General features: G+C 67.4%; 14 protein-coding genes. 10 read left to right on the top strand and 4 right to left on the bottom strand.

What is annotated here, in order from left to right:
• Positions 1–196: 196 nt before the first annotated feature.
• Positions 197–1,789: a GMC family oxidoreductase gene (locus tag AB7O82_RS02310; RefSeq protein WP_428543976.1), complete on the bottom strand. Its 1,593-nt coding sequence runs from the start codon at positions 1,787–1,789 to the stop codon at positions 197–199.
• Between the two features lie 87 nt (positions 1,790–1,876).
• A complete protein-coding gene (locus tag AB7O82_RS02305; RefSeq protein ID WP_428543978.1) occupies positions 1,877–3,361 on the bottom strand; it encodes an FAD/NAD(P)-binding protein in 1,485 nt (494 codons plus the stop codon).
• A 56-nt stretch (positions 3,362–3,417) separates the two neighbouring features.
• Between AB7O82_RS02305 and AB7O82_RS02300 the strand changes: the two genes are divergently transcribed.
• Positions 3,418–5,070 (top strand): thiamine pyrophosphate-binding protein, encoded by a 1,653-nt coding sequence (locus AB7O82_RS02300; RefSeq protein WP_428543980.1) that lies wholly within the window; start codon positions 3,418–3,420, stop codon positions 5,068–5,070.
• A gap of 176 nt (positions 5,071–5,246) precedes the next feature.
• Here AB7O82_RS02300 and AB7O82_RS02295 read toward each other — a convergent pair whose 3' ends face one another.
• The gene (locus AB7O82_RS02295) at positions 5,247–6,032 is read right to left on the bottom strand and encodes an HpcH/HpaI aldolase family protein (protein WP_428543982.1); all 786 of its coding nucleotides are present in this window, start codon (positions 6,030–6,032) and stop codon (positions 5,247–5,249) included.
• A gap of 39 nt (positions 6,033–6,071) precedes the next feature.
• On the opposite strand from AB7O82_RS02295, the gene AB7O82_RS02290 reads away from it, so the two are divergent.
• The 9 genes from AB7O82_RS02290 (at position 6,072) to AB7O82_RS02250 (ending at position 16,995) form a co-directional block, all read left to right on the top strand.
• Entirely contained in the window at positions 6,072–6,449 is a 378-nt protein-coding gene (locus AB7O82_RS02290) for a VOC family protein (protein ID WP_428543984.1), read from the top strand.
• Positions 6,450–6,583: 134 nt separating this feature from the next.
• The gene (locus AB7O82_RS02285; protein ID WP_428543986.1) at positions 6,584–8,182 is read left to right on the top strand and encodes an ABC transporter substrate-binding protein; all 1,599 of its coding nucleotides are present in this window, start codon (positions 6,584–6,586) and stop codon (positions 8,180–8,182) included.
• A 454-nt stretch (positions 8,183–8,636) separates the two neighbouring features.
• Positions 8,637–10,238 (top strand): ABC transporter substrate-binding protein, encoded by a 1,602-nt coding sequence (locus tag AB7O82_RS02280; RefSeq protein ID WP_428618546.1) that lies wholly within the window; start codon positions 8,637–8,639, stop codon positions 10,236–10,238.
• A gap of 270 nt (positions 10,239–10,508) precedes the next feature.
• Positions 10,509–11,456, top strand: a complete 948-nt coding sequence (locus AB7O82_RS02275; protein WP_428543990.1) for an ABC transporter permease — start codon at positions 10,509–10,511, stop codon at positions 11,454–11,456.
• A 153-nt stretch (positions 11,457–11,609) separates the two neighbouring features.
• Entirely contained in the window at positions 11,610–12,503 is an 894-nt protein-coding gene (locus AB7O82_RS02270; protein WP_428543992.1) for an ABC transporter permease, read from the top strand.
• Positions 12,500–13,489, top strand: a complete 990-nt coding sequence (locus tag AB7O82_RS02265; protein ID WP_428543994.1) for an ABC transporter ATP-binding protein — start codon at positions 12,500–12,502, stop codon at positions 13,487–13,489. The genes AB7O82_RS02270 and AB7O82_RS02265 overlap by 4 nt, the downstream gene beginning before the upstream one ends.
• 183 nt (positions 13,490–13,672) lie before the next feature.
• The gene (locus tag AB7O82_RS02260; RefSeq protein WP_428543996.1) at positions 13,673–14,653 is read left to right on the top strand and encodes an ABC transporter ATP-binding protein; all 981 of its coding nucleotides are present in this window, start codon (positions 13,673–13,675) and stop codon (positions 14,651–14,653) included.
• Positions 14,654–14,899: 246 nt separating this feature from the next.
• Complete coding sequence (locus AB7O82_RS02255) at positions 14,900–16,516, top strand: GMC family oxidoreductase (RefSeq protein ID WP_428543998.1); 1,617 nt, start codon at positions 14,900–14,902, stop codon at positions 16,514–16,516.
• 62 nt (positions 16,517–16,578) lie between these two features.
• Entirely contained in the window at positions 16,579–16,995 is a 417-nt protein-coding gene (locus tag AB7O82_RS02250; protein WP_428544000.1) for a hypothetical protein, read from the top strand.
• A 231-nt stretch (positions 16,996–17,226) separates the two neighbouring features.
• Here the strand turns inward: AB7O82_RS02250 and AB7O82_RS02245 are convergent.
• The coding region (locus AB7O82_RS02245; RefSeq protein WP_428618544.1) for a ketopantoate reductase C-terminal domain-containing protein at positions 17,227–17,504 on the bottom strand (278 nt) is incomplete at its 5' end.

Here is a 17,504-nt window from a genome sequence, read left to right as displayed (position 1 = left end):
GGGGGCGCTCCTGAGGAGCCGCGCGCAGCACGGCGTCTCGCTTCAAATGAAGTAACTTCGCCCTTTGGTGGTTCCCGCAGGAACCTTCAACCTCATCTCTTCGCGAGTACGTGAATCTGCCCGAAGTCACCTCGGATCAGGATGAGGATTTTGTTGGGCTTTCGACTAATTTGCACGCCTATGAAGGGCAATCGGCCTACGCCGCGTCCTCGAGGATCATCGCCGCGCCCTTTTCGCCGATCATGATGGTGGGGGCGTTGGTGTTGCCGGTGGTGAGCGTCGGCATCACCGAGGCGTCGATCACGCGCAGGCCCTGGATGCCGCGCACGCGCAGCCGCGAATCGACCACGGCGCGCGGGTCCTCGCCCATCTTGCAGGTACCGACCGGGTGATAGAGCGTGTTGCCGAAGCGGCGGGCGTAATCGAGCAGCTCGGCGTCGCTCTTGAGGTCGGGACCGGGGCTGGTCTCGCCCAGACTGTGCTGGGCCAGAGCCGGAGCGGCGAAGATGCGGCGCACGTGGCGCACGCCGCCCAGCAGCGCGAGCTCGTCGGTGCGGGTGGTGAAGTAGTTCGGCCGGATGGCCGGCCGCGCGAACGGATCGGCCGACTCGGCCATGATGGTGCCGCGCGAATCGGGCTTCACCACGCAGACCACGCAGCTCATCGCCGGCTTGTCGTCGAGCTGGCCAAACTTCAGCGTGTTGGTGCTGCCAGGCGTGAACAGCAGCTGCAGGTCGGGCGAGGCGAGGCCCTCGCGGCTGTCGCAGAACACCTGTGCCGTGGTGACGCCGAACGTCAGCGCGCCCTTGCCCGTGAGAAAGAAGCGCGCGATCTCCGGCAGCACGCCGGGGAAGCGCGCCAGCTCGTTCACCGTGCGCGTGCCCTGCACGCGATGCACCAGGCGGACCACGTAGTGGTCGATCAGGTGCGAGCCGACGCCCGGCAGGTCGTGGACGACGGGAATGCCGAGCGACTGCAGGTGCGCTGCCGGGCCGACGCCGGAGATCTGCAGGATATGCGGCGAGTTCACCGTGCCGCCCGATACGATCACCTCGCGGTTGGCGCGTACCGTGGTGAGGTTGCCGCCGCGCTGGAACTCGACGCCGGTGCAGCGCTTGCCGTCGAAGGTGAGCCGGCCGCCCTGCGCGTCGGTCTCGACGCGCAGGTTCGGGCGGCGCCGCGCCTCGCGCAGGAAGGTCTGCGCCGTCGAGCCGCGCCAGCGGCCGCGCCGCGTCATCTGCGAGTAGCCGACGCCGTAGCGCTGCGTGCCGTTGAGGTCGGGGTTGAACGGGAAGCCCGCCTGCTGCGCGGCCTCGACGAAGCGATGGGTGAGCGGCAGGATGGTGCGGTAGTCCTCGACCTTGAGCGGGCCGCCCTGGCCGCGCACATCGGGATCGCCCTTCTGGACGTAGTGCTCCGACTTCTTGAAGTAGGGCAGGACGTCGTCGTAGCTCCAGCCGCGGCAGCCCATCTGCGCCCAGCCGTCGAAGTCGGCCGGCGCGCCGCGCACGTAGAGCATGCCGTTGATCGACGACGAGCCGCCCAGGGTTCGGCCGCGCGGCCAGTCGAGGCGGCGCTCGCCCGAGCCCTTCTCCGGCTCGGTGGTGTAGTTCCAGTTGACCAGCGGGTTGCGCAGCAGGGAGCGCATGCCGGCCGGGATGTGGATCATCGGATACCAGTCGCTCGGTCCCGCCTCGAGCAGGATCACCGAGGCGCCGCTTTCCGAGAGACGGGCGGCGACAGTGCATCCGGCCGAGCCGGCGCCGACGACGACATAGTCTGCCTGCATGCGCGTTACTCCTCATGCTCTTGTGGACTGCGGGCGTCCCGCCCGCTCTTCCTCATGAGCGGGCGGGACGCCCGCGGTCCGTATGAATCAGATCGTCCCGACGCGCTTGTCGCGCGGCACGAAATAGTCGGTGGGCTCGAGCTCGGGATCCTCCTGCTCGAACATGGTCTGCACGTGCCGGGCGGCGTCGGCCTTGAACAGGTCGTGGGCGATCGCCTGGACCACGCGCGTCGCGCCCACCTGCAGCCCGGGAATGTCGCCGGCCAGCGCGCCGTGGCTCAGGATGCTGCCCCAGTTGAACAGATGGATGTCGGCGAGGCGCGGCGTCCGGCCGGCCTCGCGCTCCATCAGCTCGAAGCCGGGACCGAGATAGGGATAGAGCGCCGCCTCGGCGTTGGCCCTCGCCTCCGCCGGTGCGCGCATGTCGGACCACAGGCGGACATTGGGCGTGAAAGCTGCGAGCTCGCCGACGCGCGAGACGTCGACGTCGAAGCCGGTGCCGAACAGCACGGCGTCGAAGCGCTCGACCGCCTTGCTGGTCTTCACGGTGACGCCGTCCTTGTCGATGATCACGTCGATCCACGGCTCGGCGAAACGGAAGGAGAAGCCGGGCAGCTTCTGCACGCGCAGCACCGACTCGTGGGGCGGCGGCGAGCCCGCCGAAAGCATGTAGGTGTAGATCTTCCAGCGCCAGTCGTCGTCGAGCACGCCCATGCCGCGCTGGAAGCCGGGAAACGAGATGCCCTTGGCCTTGTTGACCTGCGGCAGGTGCGGCCGGCGGGCGTAGCAGATCGCCTCGCGCGCACCGGCCTCGAGGGCGGTCGCCGCATTGTCGATTGCCGTCGCCAGCACGCCGAGAACGCCGATGCGCTTGCCGGCGAGACGATCGAAATCGATGTCCTCCAGCGTGTGATGGACGAGGCCTTGCCGTCGCGGATCGGCCGGATCGAAGGATGGAAATCTCGGCCAGCGAAAGCCGCCGGCGCCGTCGCGGCCGTTGGCCATGACGACCTTGCGGGCGTAGAGAGTTTCGCCCGTCGACAGGCGCGCCGCCAGAAGGTCGCCGGCCGGCACCAGCGCTTCCAGCGCGACGCCGTTCTCGACCGGAAGCCCCACGACCTCGCGCACCCACAGGAGATAGGCCAGCCAGTCGAGGCGGGCGATCTTGTACAGCCTGGCCCAGCCGTCGCGCCCGTGCTGCGCCTCGTACCAGGCGCGGAAGGTGAGGGCGGGCACGCCGAGATCGGGGCCGGTCAGGTGCTTGGGCGAGCGCAGGATCGGCATGCGGGCTGTGGTGTTCCACGGTCCTTCCTTGCCGTGCGGCGCGCGCTCGATCACCCGGATGTTGCGGATGCCCTCGCGCAGCAGGCCCCAGCCGACCGTCTGGCCGCACATGCCGGCGCCGACCACAAGCACGTCGAGCACGCGCCGGCCGTCCGGCCCGACGTGCTCGGGCACCCAGTTGGCCGGCGGATAGTTGAGCCGGGCGAGATCGTGCCGCGCGGCATCCGCCAGCGCTGCCAGTCCCGCAGCGCGGCTGGCAATGGAATCCGCCTCGACAACACCGATCATGCGTGCTCTCACCCCTCGCAGGTTCCATAGCAGGGCAAAGCCAGGGAGAAAATGCCATGCGCGGTCGGCAGGTATTCATGGAAACGCTGGCGGCGCATGGTGTCGACCGCATCTTCGGCAATCCCGGCACCACCGAGAGTCCGCTGCTCGATTCGCTGCTCGACTACCCGCAGATCCAGTACATCGTGCACCTGCACGAGGGCGTGGCGGTCGGCGCGGCGAACTTCTATGGCCAGGCGGCGGGCAAGACGGCGTTCGTCAACCTGCATGTCGCGCCGGGCCTCGGCAATGCCATCGGCATGATCTACGGCGCGCTCAAGAACAACACCGCGATGGTGGTGACGGCAGGCCAGCAGGACACGCGGCTGCGCCTGCGCGATCCGGTGCTCGGCCACGATCTCGCGGCGATGGCGGCACCGGTCACCAAGTGGAGCGTGCAGGTCGAGACCGCCGACGAGCTCGGCCCGATCCTGCAGCGCGCCTTCAAGATCGCGGGCGAGGCGCCGGCCGGTCCGGTGTTCGTCGCCCTGCCGATCAACGTCATGGAGCAGGAGACCCATGTGCCGCCCGGCCGGCCCGGGCAGTCGTTTGCCAGGAGCTTGCCCGATCCGGCCGGCATCGTGGCAATGGCTCGCCTTATCCTGGCGGCCCAGAGCCCGGCCATTGTCGCTGGCGACGAGATCGCGCGCGCCGGCGCCGACAAGGCTCTGGTGTCGCTGGTCAATCGCATCGGCGCCGCGGTGTGGTTCGAGGGCCTGCGCGGGCGCAACAGTTTTCCGACCGAGCATCCGGCGTGGCGCGGCACGCTTGCCTTCGATGCGCCCGGCGTCGCCCGGCAGCTGGCCGGCAACGACCTGGTGCTGATGGTCGGCGGGCCGTTCTTCGAGGAGGTGTGGTACGCGCCCGGCTCGCCTTTCCCGGCCGGCTGCAAGGTGCTGCAGATCGAATCGGCGCCGGCGCGGCTCGCCTACAATTTCGCGCTCGATGCCGGCGTGATCGCCGATGTCGGCGCTGCCTTGGAGGCGCTGGTCCAAGCCGCCGGCGGACTCAGCGCCGCGGTCGCCAAGGCGCGCCTGAATCTCCTCGCGGCGCAGAAGCAGGCCGAGGCGGCGTCGCAGAAGGCGCGAGTCGAGAAGGCGTGGTCGCGCACGCCGACCTCGATGGCGCGTGCCATGGCCGAGATCCGCGCCGGCGCGCCGGCCGATGCGATCGTGGTCGACGAGACCATCACCGCCAATCTCGACCTGTTCAAGACCTTCGCCTTCGACGGCCCGATGGACTATTTCAGTGGCCGCGGCGGCGGCATCGGCCAGGGCGTCGCCGGCGCGATCGGTGTCGCGGTGGCCGAGCCCAATCGGCCGGTGCTGTGCGTGTCGGGCGACGGCTCGTCGATGTATTCGATCCAGGCGCTGTGGACCGCCGCCCACCACGATCTGCCGATCGTGTTCGTGATCCTCGCCAACCGCGAGTACCGCGTGCTGAAGCACAACATCGACGCCTATCGCCAGCGCTTCGACGTGAAGTCCAACAAGCCCTACATGCACATGGACCTGAGCGGCCCGGCGCTGGGCTTCGTCGCCATGGCAAGCGGCATGGGCGTCGCCGGCACCCGCGTCGCCAAAGCCGACGACATCGCCCCCGCCATTGCCGCGGCGTTCAGGTCAGGCAGGCCGCACCTGGTCGAAATCGAGATCGAGGGGAAGAGGTGAGCGGCTCTTCATTCGCCTCCCCCGCAATCGGGAGAGGTGGCCCGAAGGGCAGGGGGAAAGCCTCGGAAGAGATTCATGAAGTTCCGACGTCGAGATCTTATGAACCTCGCCTGCGGCCTTCCCCCTCCGCCCCGTGAGACGGGGCACCTCCCCCGTATGACGGGGGAGGTAAATGGTCACCCCGCGAGCGCCCGCACCTTCGCCTGGTGCGCGCGGGCGGCGCCGGTGAGCATGGGAAGGTCGTTGCCGGCCAGCACGAGCTTCATGCCCTTGCCGATGTACACCTTCAGCAGGTCCTCGCCGTAGGCACCGCCCATGCCGGCCCATTTGCCGTGCTTCGTGCAGGCGGCGACGAGCTTGTCGGCCGCGGCCTGGATCCTGGCGTGTCCGTTCTCGCCCGGGATGCCGAGCTCCATGGAGAGGTCGCTCGAGCCCATCAGCAGGCAGTCGATGCCCGGCACGGCGGCGATCGCCTCGGCGTTCTCCACCGCCTTGGGCGTCTCGATCATCACCGTGACCAGGGTGTTGTCGTCCATCGCTTTCGTCATCTCGCCGAGCGGCATCGGGTTGTAGTCGAACTGCGCCTGGCCGCCGCCCACCGAGCGATGGCCGCGCGGCGGGTAGCGCAGCTTGTCGGCGATGTCGCGCGCTTCCTCGGCCGTGTCGACGTGCGGGATGACGACGCCCAGCGCGCCGCCGTCGAGCACGCGGGTCGCCATGGTGAGCTCGCCGTAGGGCACGCGCACGATCGGCGCGATGCCCGAATCCTGCGACGCCACGGCGATCTCGCACGCCGTCTCGATCGACATGACGCCGTGCTCGAGATCGAGGAACAGCCAGTCGAAGCCGGCCGCTTTCATCACCTTGATGATGTCGACGTTGCGCACCAGGCGGATGCCGATGCCGAGCGCCAGCTCGCCCTTGCGCAAACGTGCCTTGGCGGCGTTGATCGCCTGGGCCATGCTCTCTCCTCCACTCCGTTTTGCGACAGGCTAGACGCCATGACCTTCCATGTCGAACGAATCGATCACGTCGTTTTGCGGGTCAACGATCTGCCGGCCATGGTCCGCTTCTACGAGCAGGCGCTGGGCTTCAACGTCGAGCGCCGGCTCGACCGCATCAACCTGGTGCAGATGCGCGCCGGCGCCTCGATGCTCGACCTGGTGCTGAGCGACGCCAAATCCGCGGCGCCCAACATGGATCATCTCTGCTTCCGCATCGAGCCGTTCGACCGGGCCGCGATCGAGGCCCGCCTGGGCCCGCTCGGCGTCTCGGTCGGCGAGACCTTCCAGCGCTACGGCGCCGAGGGCACCGGCCCGTCGGTCTACTTCCACGACCCGGAGGGCAACCAGATCGAGCTCAAGGGCCCCTCCGCCTAGGGCGCCCGTGGTCGCCCGCCGCCGCTTTGACCTATGGCCGCTGCCGATAATCGGCTAGCCTCCCCGGGCCACGGGGAGCGAACAACGAGCCGGCCGATGTCCTCGGCAACGGCGTGCCATGTGGGAGGAAAGTCATGCGCAACCGGATCGCGGTGCTGGCCGGGATCGTCGCCACCCTGATGTCGGCGGCCCCTTCGTTCGCCCAGAAGCAGGGCGGGACCCTGAAGATCTCGCACCGCGACAACCCGCCCAGCGCCTCGATCCACGACGAGGCGAGCATCTCGGTCAACCAGCCCTTCATGGCGGTGTTCAACAATCTCGTGATGTTCGATCCCAACCAGAAGGTGAACACGCCGGACAACATCGTGCCGGACCTGGCCGAGAGCTGGTCGTGGAACGCCGACAAGACCCGGCTCACCTTCAAGCTGCGCCAGGGCGTGAAGTGGCACGACGGCAAGCCGTTCACCAGCGCCGACGTCAAGTGCACCTGGGACGCGGTGCGGGGCAAGGGCGACGCGAAGCTCGACATCATCCGCAAGAGCCCGCGCAAGATCTGGTACATCAACCTCGAGGAGGTGACGACCAACGGCGCGCACGAGGTCACCTTCAGGCTCGGCCGCCCGCAGCCCTCGTTCCTGTCGATGCTGGCGAGCGGCTATTCGCCGGTCTACTCCTGCCATGTGTCGGGCCGCGACATGCGCTCGAAGCCGATCGGTACCGGCCCGTTCAAGGTGGTCGAGTTCAAGCGCAACGAATCGATCAAGCTGGTGCGCAATCCGGACTACTGGAAGAAGGGCCGGCCCTGGCTCGACGCCATCGACTGGAAGATCGTGCCCAACCGCAGCACGCGCATGCTGGGCTTCACCGCCGGCGAGTTCGACATGACCTTCGATTCGGACGTCACCTTCCCGCTGCTGAAGGACGTCAAGGCGCAGAAGCCCGACGCGGTGTGCGAGGCGCGGCCGACCGGGGTCAGCGGCAACATCCTGGTCAATCGCGACAAGCCGCCGTTCGACAATCCGCAACTGCGCCGCGCCATGGTGCTGGCGATCGACATCCAGGCGTTCTCCGACATCCTGAGCCAGGGCAACGACCTCGACGGCGCGGTCATGCTGCCGCCGCCGGCGGGTTTCTGGGGCATGCCCAAGGACATGCTGCCGCGGCTGCTCGGCCATTCGCCGGACGTCGAGAAGAGCCGGGCCGAGGCGCGCAAGATCATGGAGGGGCTGGGCTACAGCGCCGCCAAGCCGCTCAAGATCAAGATGTCGACGCGCAACATCGCGACCTATCGCGACCCGGCGGTGATCCTGATCGACCAGTTCAAGAAGATCTACATCGATGCCGAGCTCGAATCGATCGACACCACCGTGTGGCACGCCAAGGTCCAGCGCAAGGACTACACGGTGGGCATGAACCGCACCGGCGTCGGCGTCGATGACCCCGACGTCAACTTCTACGAGAACTACCATTCGACCTCGGACCGCAACTACACGGGCTACAACAATCCCGAGGTCGACAGGCTGATCGGCCTGCAATCGGCCGAGGCCGACATCGGCAAGCGCAAGAAGATCGTGTGGGAGATCGAGACCATCCTGGCCGACGATGCCGCCCGGCCGATCATCGGCTACGGCGTCGCCAACACCTGCTGGACGCCGCAGTTCAAGGGTCTCGTGCTGCAGCACAACAGCATCTACAACGGCTGGCGTTTCGAGGACGTCTGGCTGGACCGGTAGGGGTTTGGCTGCGCGGAGTGGACGCATCTCTTTTTCTCCCCGTAATCGGGGGAGGTGCCCGTCATACGGGGCCTGCCTTCGCCGAAGCGAAGCCGCTTCGGCTTTGCGCAGGCAGGCGGAGGGGGAAGGCCTCAGTCGAGATCCCTCTGATTCCGACGTCGGAACTTCATAAGCCTCGGGGGCCTTCCCCCTGGCCTTCCCCCGGCCCTCCGACCCTACGGGCCACCTCCCCCGATTACGGGGAGGAAACAGAGAGACGTGTCCGCCCCCTTCTGTAACCCGAAAGTGAACCAGCCCGACTCGAAAGGCCCCTTTGCCTGGAACGCCGGGCTCGCGGCTGCTTTAGCCCTTGGCCGTTGCACATTATCTGCTAGCTTGCCGGTCCACGGGGACGAAAGAAGCGCGCCGGCCAACGGAGCGGCCGTCGGGCGTGGTGTCTGGGAGGAAGTATCGTATGCGTAGAATAGTGGCTTTGACGGCCGGGACGTTCGTTGCCTTGATGTCGGCGGCGGGACCGGCGCTCGCCCAGAAGCAGGGCGGGACACTCAAGATTTCTCATCGTGACAACCCACCGAGCGCGTCGATCCACGAGGAAGCGACCATCTCGACGGTCCTGCCCTTCATGGCGGTGTTCAACAACCTGGTGCTCTTCGATCCCAAGGAAAAGGCCAACAGCCCCGACCACATCGTTCCCGACCTGGCCGAGAGCTGGGCGTGGAGCGACGACAAGACCCGGCTCGTCTTCAAGCTGCGCCAGGGCGTGAAGTGGCACGACGGCAAGCCCTTCACCGCCGCCGACGTGAAATGCACCTTCGACGCGGTGCGCGGCAAGGGCGACGAGAAACTCGACATCATCCGCAAGAGCCCGCGCAAGATCTGGTACAAGAACGTCAAGGAAATCACGACCAACGGTGACCATGAAGTCACCTTCGTGCTCGAGCGGCCGCAGCCTTCCTTCCTGTCGATGCTCGCCAGCGGCTATTCGCCGGTTTACTCCTGCCACGTGTCGGGGCGCGACATGCGCTCCAAGCCGATCGGCACCGGCCCCTTCAAGGCCGCCGAGTTCAAGCGCAACGAATCGATCAAGGTGGTGCGCAATCCCGACTACTGGAAGAAAGGCCAGCCCTACCTCGACGCCATCGACTGGAAGATCGTGCCCAACCGCAGCACGCGCCTGCTCGGCTTCGGCGCCGGCGAGTTCGACATGACGTTCGACTCCGACGTCACCTTCCCGCTGCTGAAGGACGTCAAGGCCCAGCGTCCCGACGCCGTGTGCGAGGCGCGCCCGACCAACGTCAGCTCCAACATCCTGATCAATCGCGACAAGCCGCCGTTCGACAACGCCCAGATCCGCAAGGCGATCGTGATGGCCCTCGACCTCAGGGCCTTCTCCGACATCCTGAGCCAGGGCCACGATCTGGACGGTGCGGCCATGCTGCCGCCGCCGGCCGGCGTCTGGGGCATGCCAAAGGAGATGCTGGCGAGCCTGCCCGGCCACGCGGTCGACGTCGAGAAGAGCCGGGCCGAGGCGCGCAAGATCATGGAAGGCCTGGGCTACGGGCCGGGCAAGCCGCTCAAGATCAAGGTCGCGACGCGCAACATCGCGATCTACCGCGATCCGGCGGTGATCCTGATCGACCAGCTGAAGAAGATCCACGTCGAGGGCGAGCTGGATCCGATCGACACGACGGTCTGGCACACCAAGGTCACGCGCAAGGACTATCAGGTCGGGATGAACCTCACCGGCCAGGGCGTGGACGATCCCGACGTTAACTTCTACGAGAACTACTTCTCGACCTCGGACCGCAACTACAGCGCCTACAAGAACCCCGAGGTCGACAAGCTGATCGACCAGCAGTCGGCGGAGCTCGACCGCGACAAGCGCAAGAAGCTCGTCTGGGAGATCGAGAAGAAGCTCGCAGAGGACGTCGCCCGCCCGATCCTGGGCCACAACATGGCCAACACCTGCATGGCGCCGCAGCTCAAGGGCGTGGTGCTGCAGGTCAACAGCATCTACAACGGCTGGCGCTTCGAAAACGTCTGGCTCGACCGGTAGGGATCCCGATGCGACGGCGCCAACCCCTCTTCTTTGCCTCCCCAGCTTCGCTGGGGAGGTGTCGCCGTCTTACGGCGACGGAGGGGTCGGAGGCCTCTTCTTCCGGACCGCGGGCGTCCCCCCCCCTCAAGATCAAGTTCGGGCGGGACGCCCGCGGTCCAAAATATCATTTCCCCACCGGCAAATTCGCGGTAACCAGCGCCCATTCGGGCCACCTCCCCCGTAAGACGGGGGAGGCGTCTGATCTCTCGGCAATGAGAGGCTGAACCAATGGGCTCCTACCTCGTCCGACGCCTGCTCCTGATGGCGCTGACGCTGTTCGGCATGTCGGTGCTGATCTTCGTCATGCTGCGCCTGGTGCCGGGCGACATCTCCGACATTCTGGTCGACGCCGCCGGCATCGCCGATGCCAAGGAGAAGGCCAAGATCGCCAAGGAGCTCGGCCTCGACCGGCCGATCATCGAGCAGTACGGCCTCTGGATCTCGGGCCTGTCGCGCGGCGACCTGGGCTTCGCCTATGTCTCGGAGCGACCGGCGATCGAGGAGATCGCCCCGCGCATTCCGATCAGCGCCAAGCTCGCCGGCATGGCGCTGGTCATATCGGTGCTGATCGGCGTGCCGTTCGGCGTGATCAGCGCGGTGCGCCAGAACACCAGCCTCGACTATTCGCTGCGCGTGCTCAGCCTCAGCGGCCTGTCGCTGCCGTCGTTCTGGCTCGGCCTGCTGGTGCTGATGGCGGCGGTGCACTGGTTCGGCACCATTCCGATCTATTCCAACGAGCCGCGCAGCTTCCTGCAGGAGGTCGGGCTGCCCGCCATCCCCGCGGCGGTCGTGGGTTTCCGCAGCTCGGCCCTGATCATGCGGCTCACCCGGTCGTCGATGCTCGAGGTGATGCGCCAGGACTACATCCGCACGGCGCGCTCCAAGGGCGCCTCGGCGATGTCGGTCAACTACGACCACGCGCTGCGCAATGCGCTGCTGCCGGTCGTCACCATCGTCGGCATCGAGGCGGCCTTCCTGGTCGGCGGCCTGATCGTCACCGAGACTGTGTTCAACATCCCGGGCGTCGCCCGCTTCCTGGTCGAGGCGATCCGCTGGCGCGACTACCCGATCGTCCAGAACCTGGTCATGCTGATCGCCTTCGTGGTGGTCGTGGTGAATTTCCTGGTCGACATGGCCTACATGGCCCTCGACCCCCGCATCAAGTTCGCGGACTGAGCCATGACGACAGCCGACAAGGTCACGAACCGGTTCCTCGGATCATGCTTCATGCGGACCGCGGGCGTCCCGCCCGTTCTAGATTCCGAGCGGGCGGAACGCCCGCGGTCCAGCCGGGTCATGACGCCAACCCATGAGGTCGAGGCCTGAGCCATGACGACAATCGACCATGATGCCGAGCTTGCCCGCGCCGGCGCCAACATCACCGGTCTCGGCGGCCAGCTCGGCTTCCTGGCGCGGCGCTATCCCCTGGGGGCGGTCGGCGCGATCATCGTGCTGGTCTTCGTGCTGACCGCGGTGTTCGCCAATCTCATCGCGCCGATGGACCCGACGACGACCGATGCCAAGGCCTCGCTCGCTCCGCCCGGCAGCGTCTTCTGGCTGGGCGCCGACTTCATGGGCCGCGACATGTTCAGCCGCATCGTCTACGGCGCCCGCATCTCGCTCGCCGTCGGCGCCGGCGCCACCCTGCTGGGCGGCGTGCTCGGCGTGTCGATCGGCCTGATGAGCGGCTATCTCGGCGGTTCGTTCGATCTCCTCACGCAGCGCCTGTTGGACATCATGCAGTCGCTGCCGCTCCTGGTCATGGCGCTGGTCATGGCGGCGGCGCTGGGACCGTCGCTCGAGAACACCATCGTCGCCATCGCCATCCCGCTGGTGCCGACGGTGGCGCGCGTCGTGCGCTCCAACACCCTGTCGCTGCGCGAGCAGCCGTTCGTCGAGGCGGCGCGCGCCGTCGGCATGGGCGAGGTGCGCATCGCCGTGCGCCACGTGCTGCCCAACACCCTGGCGCCGCTGATCGTGCTCGCCACCGCCCAGCTCGGCTCGGCGATCCTGGTGGAAGCGTCGCTCTCCTTCCTGGGCCTCGGCATTCCCGAGCCCTATCCGTCGTGGGGCCGCATGCTGTCGGAATCGGCGGCCGAGTACGTGCGCACCGCGCCCTGGCTGGTGATCTTCCCCGGCGTCGCCATCAGCCTCACGGTGTTCGGCACCAACCTGCTGGGCGACGCCTTGCGCGACATTCTGGATCCGAGACAGCGTTCATGACGGCACTTCTCGAGGTCGAGGATCTCGGCACCTGGTTCTACACGCGGCAGGGCATCGTCAAGGCGGTGGACGGCGTCGATTTCGAGGTCGCCTCGGGCGAAACCCTGGCGATCGTGGGCGAATCGGGCTGCGGCAAGAGCATGACGGCGCTCTCGCTGATGCGCCTGATCCCCGATCCGCCGGGCCGCATCGTCTCGGGCGCGGTGCGCCTCGCCGGCCGCGATCTCCTGAAGTTGAGCGAGGAGGAGATGCGCGGGGTGCGCGGCAACGACATCTCGATGATCTTCCAGGAGCCGATGACCTCGCTCAACCCGGTGATGACCATCGGCAAGCAGATCTCCGAGGCGCTGATCCTGCACCGCGACATGGACCGCAAGGCCGCGCTCACGCGCGCCATCGAGATGCTCGACCTGGTGCGCATCCCCGAGCCGAAGCAGCGCGCCAAGGAGTATCCGCACCAGCTGTCGGGCGGCATGCGCCAGCGCGCCATGATCGCCATGGCGCTGGCCTGCAATCCCAAGGTGCTGATCGCCGATGAGCCGACGACGGCGCTCGACGTCACCATCCAGGCACAGATCCTCGAGCTGATCGTCGAGCTGCAGCGCGAGTTCGGCGCCGCCGTGATCCTGATCACGCACGATCTCGGGGTGGTCGCCGAGACGGCGCGGCGCGTCATCGTCATGTACGCCGGCCGCAAGGTCGAGGAGGCCGAGGTCGGCGAGCTGTTCTCGCGGCCGATACATCCCTACACGGTCGGCCTGCTGGCCTCGATCCCGCGCCTCGATCTGATGCGTGGCGAGGTCGAGCGGGCGGGGCAGCGCCTGCAGGAGATCCCCGGCATCGTGCCGCCGCTGTTCGACCTGCCCGAAGGCTGCGCCTTCGCGCCGCGCTGCGAGCGCGCCGACGATCTCTGCCGGCGCGAGCGGCCGGTCTACAAGGAGAAGCGGTCCGGCCACTGGGCCGCCTGCTGGCACAGTGATGTGTAAGGGCCCGATCGATTTCCTCCCCCGTCATACGGGGGAGGTGGCCCGGAGGGCCGGAGGAGGAGAGCCTCGGTCGAGATGCATGAAATTCCGACGTCGGACTCTTCGACATCTCGTCTGCGGACTTCCCCCTCCGCCCCCTATGGGGGCACCTCCTCCGTATGACGGGGGAGGAGGAGAAAAACCATGACCGCCACCCTTGCCAACGCTCCCGTGCTCGAGGTCAACGACCTCAAGAAGCATTTCCCGGTGCGCAAGGGGCTGCTGCGGCGCACCGTCGGCCACGTCTACGCCGTCGATGGCGTGAGCTTCACCATCGGCGTCGGCGAGACGCTGGGCCTGGTGGGCGAGAGCGGCTGCGGCAAGACCACGGCGGGCCGCACCGTGCTGCGCCTGATCGAGCCGACGTCGGGCAAGATCGAGGTCAGCGGCACGGACATCACGCAGCTCGGCAAGGCCGAGATGCGACCCTACCGCCGGCAGATGCAGATCATCTTCCAGGACCCGTTCTCCTCGCTCAACCCGCGCATGAACGCGGGCGAGATCGTCGGCGAGCCGCTGCTGGTGCACGGCGTCGCCAACAAGCGCGAGCGCGAGGAGCAGGTCGCCGCCCTGTTCGCCCGCGTCGGCCTCAGGCCGGCGCAGATGAGCAACTACCCGCACCAGTTCTCGGGCGGCCAGCGCCAGAGGATCGGCATCGCCCGCGCGCTGGCGCTGGGCCCCAAGCTGATCGTCGGCGACGAGCCGGTGTCGGCACTCGACGTCTCGATCCAGGCCCAGGTGATCAACCTCCTGCAGGACCTGCAGCGCGAGCGCCAGCTCTCCTACCTGTTCATCTCGCACAATCTCGCGGTGGTCGAGCACATCAGCCACCAGATCGCCGTGATGTATCTCGGCCGCATCGTCGAGCATGCCGACACGCGGACGATCTTCACCCGGCCGCAGCATCCCTACACCGAGGCGCTGCTGTCGGCCGTGCCGGTGCCCGACCCGTCGATCCGCCGCCAGAAGCGGGTGCTGCAGGGCGACGTGCCGAGCCCGGTCAAGCCGCCGCCCGGCTGCCACTTCCACACCCGCTGCCCCTACGCCGAGGCGCGCTGCAAGGTCGAGTCGCCCCCGCTCCGCGAAATCGCGCCGGGTCACAAGGTGTCGTGCCATTTGAGGTAGATTTCCTCCCCACGCTTCGCGTGGGGAGGTGTCGCCGTCATACGGCGACCGAGGGGTCATGGGCTTCTGGACCGCGGGCATCCCGCCCGCTCATGATTCATGATGAGCATGATGATGAGCGGGCGGGACGCCCGCGGTCCAGAAGAATCATAACCCCTCCGCCCCGTATGACGGGGCACCTTCCCAAGGTGCGCTTGGGGAGGAGAAGTTGTGATATGACTCCCCCTGCGGGAGGTCACGAGCGTCATGGCGGATTGGGATTATGTGATCGTGGGCGGCGGCTCGGCGGGTTGCGTGCTGGCCAACCGGCTGAGCGAGGATGCGAACGTCAAGGTGCTGCTGCTGGAAGCCGGGCCGCGCGACAAGTCGATGTGGATCGACGTGCCGGCGGGCTTCACCAAGCTGCTCAATCACAAGACCTATAACTGGAACTTCGAGATGGAGGCCGAGGACAACGTGGCCGGCCGGCGCATCCCCTGTCCGCGCGGCCGCACGCTGGGCGGCTCGAGCTCGATCAACGGCATGCTCTACGTGCGCGGCCAGCCGCTCGACTACGACACCTGGGGCCAGCTCGGCAATCGCGGCTGGTCGTACTCGCAGGTCCTGCCCTACTTCAAGAAGTCGGAGAATTTCGAGCGCGGCGGCGACGAGAGCCGCGGCAAGGGCGGCCTCTTGAACGTCGCCGACATGTGCGAGACCCATGAGCTGTGCGACGCCTTCATCGATGCCGCCGCCGCCCTCGGCTATCCGAAGAACAAGGACTACAACGACGGCAACCAGGAAGGCTTCGGCTACTATCAGGTGACGATGAAAAACGGCAAGCGCCAGTCGACGGCGCGCGCCTTCCTCGATCCGGCGCGCCGCCGGCCCAACCTCTCGATCGAGACCGACGCGCTGGTGAGCCGGGTCATCCTCGAGGGCAAGCGTGCGGTCGGCGTCGCCTACACGGTGCACGGCCAGGCGCGCGAGGCACGGGTCAATCGCGAGGTTGTCGTGTCGTGCGGCGCGGTGCAGTCGCCCGGCGTGCTCGAGCATTCCGGCATCGGCCAGCCCGAGTTGCTGCGCGGGCTCGGCATCGAGGTGAAGCACGAGCTGAAGGGTGTCGGCGAGAACTACGGCGATCACTTCGCACCGCGCATGAACTGGCGCGTCAAGCAGCCGATCACGCTCAACGAGCAGACACGCGGGCTGAGCCTGGTGAAGGAAATCGTCAAGTACTACGCCACCGGGCGCGGTGCGCTGGCGCTCACCGCCGGCGTGGTCTACGGCTTCGTGCGCACGCGGCCCGGCCTCGACTCGCCCGACATGCAGTTCCACATGGCGCATGCGAGCTACGACACGGCGCAGAAGCGGCTCCTCGAGAAGGAGCCGGGCATGACCGTGGTAATCGGCCAGTGCCGGCCCGATTCGCGCGGCTCGATCCACATCAAGTCGGCGACGCCGGGCGTCGAGCCGGCGATCCGGCCGAATTTCCTGTCGACCCAGATCGACCGCGACACCACGGTCGCCGGGATGCAGATCGCCCGCAAGATCGTCTCGCATCCGTCGCTCGAGAAGTACATCGCCTTCGAGAACAACCCGGGCAAGGACGTGAACACCTACGACGAATGGCTCGACTTCGCCCGCCGCAACGGCCAGACGACCTACCATGTTACCGGCACCTGCAAGATGGGCAGTGATCCGATGGCGGTGGTCGACGACCGGCTGCGTGTGCACGGCATCGCCGGCTTGCGCGTGATCGACGCCTCGATCATGCCGACCGAGCCGTCGGGCAACACCAACGCGCCGACCATCATGGTGGCCGAGAAGGGCGCCGACATGATCAAGGAGGATGCCCGGGCCGGCCTCAGGCAGGCGGCCTGAGGCTGGAACAGGGGAGGGGAAGCCACGGAATGCCGGCTTCACCATCAAAACGGGGGATACCAATGAGAGTGTTCAGGTCGTTTGTCGTCGCCGCGGGACTGGGCGCTGCGCTGCTCGCCTGCTCGACCACGCCGCCCAGCAACGAGCAGATGCTGCAGCAGGCCGGCTTCAAGGCGATCCCGATCAAGACGCCGGCGCAGCAGGCCTCGTTCCAGGGCATGACGCCGCATCAGCTCACGCGCACGACCTACAAGGGCAAGGCGGTCTGGGTCTATCCCGATCGCGACTATTGCGGCTGCCTCTACATCGGCAACAGCGCGGCGCGCAGCGCCTACATGAAGCACGCCTACTCGCTGCTGGTCGGCGAGGCGGCGACCAACAAGCTCGAGGACGACCCCTACTGGCCGACCGCCGAGATGAACTCGCTGGACTGGGACGCCTGGGGCGATCCGGAGGCGTATGGGCTTTATGTGAACTAGCTCTTCATGCACCTCCCCGGCTTCGCCGGGGAGGTGTCGGTCTTCCGGACCGCGGGCGTCTCGCCCGCTCATGTTTCATGAAGTGCATGATGACGAGCGGGCGGGACGGCCGCGGTCCGGAAGACTATGACCCTCCGCCTGCCTGCGCGAAGCCGAGCGGCTTCGCGTCGGTGAAGGCAGGCCCGCGAAGACGCGGACACTTCCCCAGCGAAGCTGGGGAGGAGCATGACATCACCCGCCCAGCAGTGCCGGCGCGGCCTTGACTTCGCGCCGTTCGACCTTCTTCACGATCTCGGTCAGCCTGGCGTGCGTCGGCGCGGGCACGCCGATGTAGGCGCCGCGATCGGCGATGTAGCCGTTCATGAACTCGATCTCGGTGCGTCGGCCCTTGCGGATGTCCTGGGCCATCGACGGGCGCTGGATGTCGGCGCGCGGGTTGGGGTTGATGTTGGAGCCCGGGCGCATGATCGCCTCGATCTCGTCGAGCGCCGCCGTGTCGCCCTCCGACG

Origin of the sequence: Reyranella sp., assembly GCF_050185545.1 — a bacterium.
GTDB lineage: Bacteria > Pseudomonadota > Alphaproteobacteria > Reyranellales > Reyranellaceae > Reyranella.
This window is presented reverse-complemented; position numbering and strand designations above follow the sequence as displayed.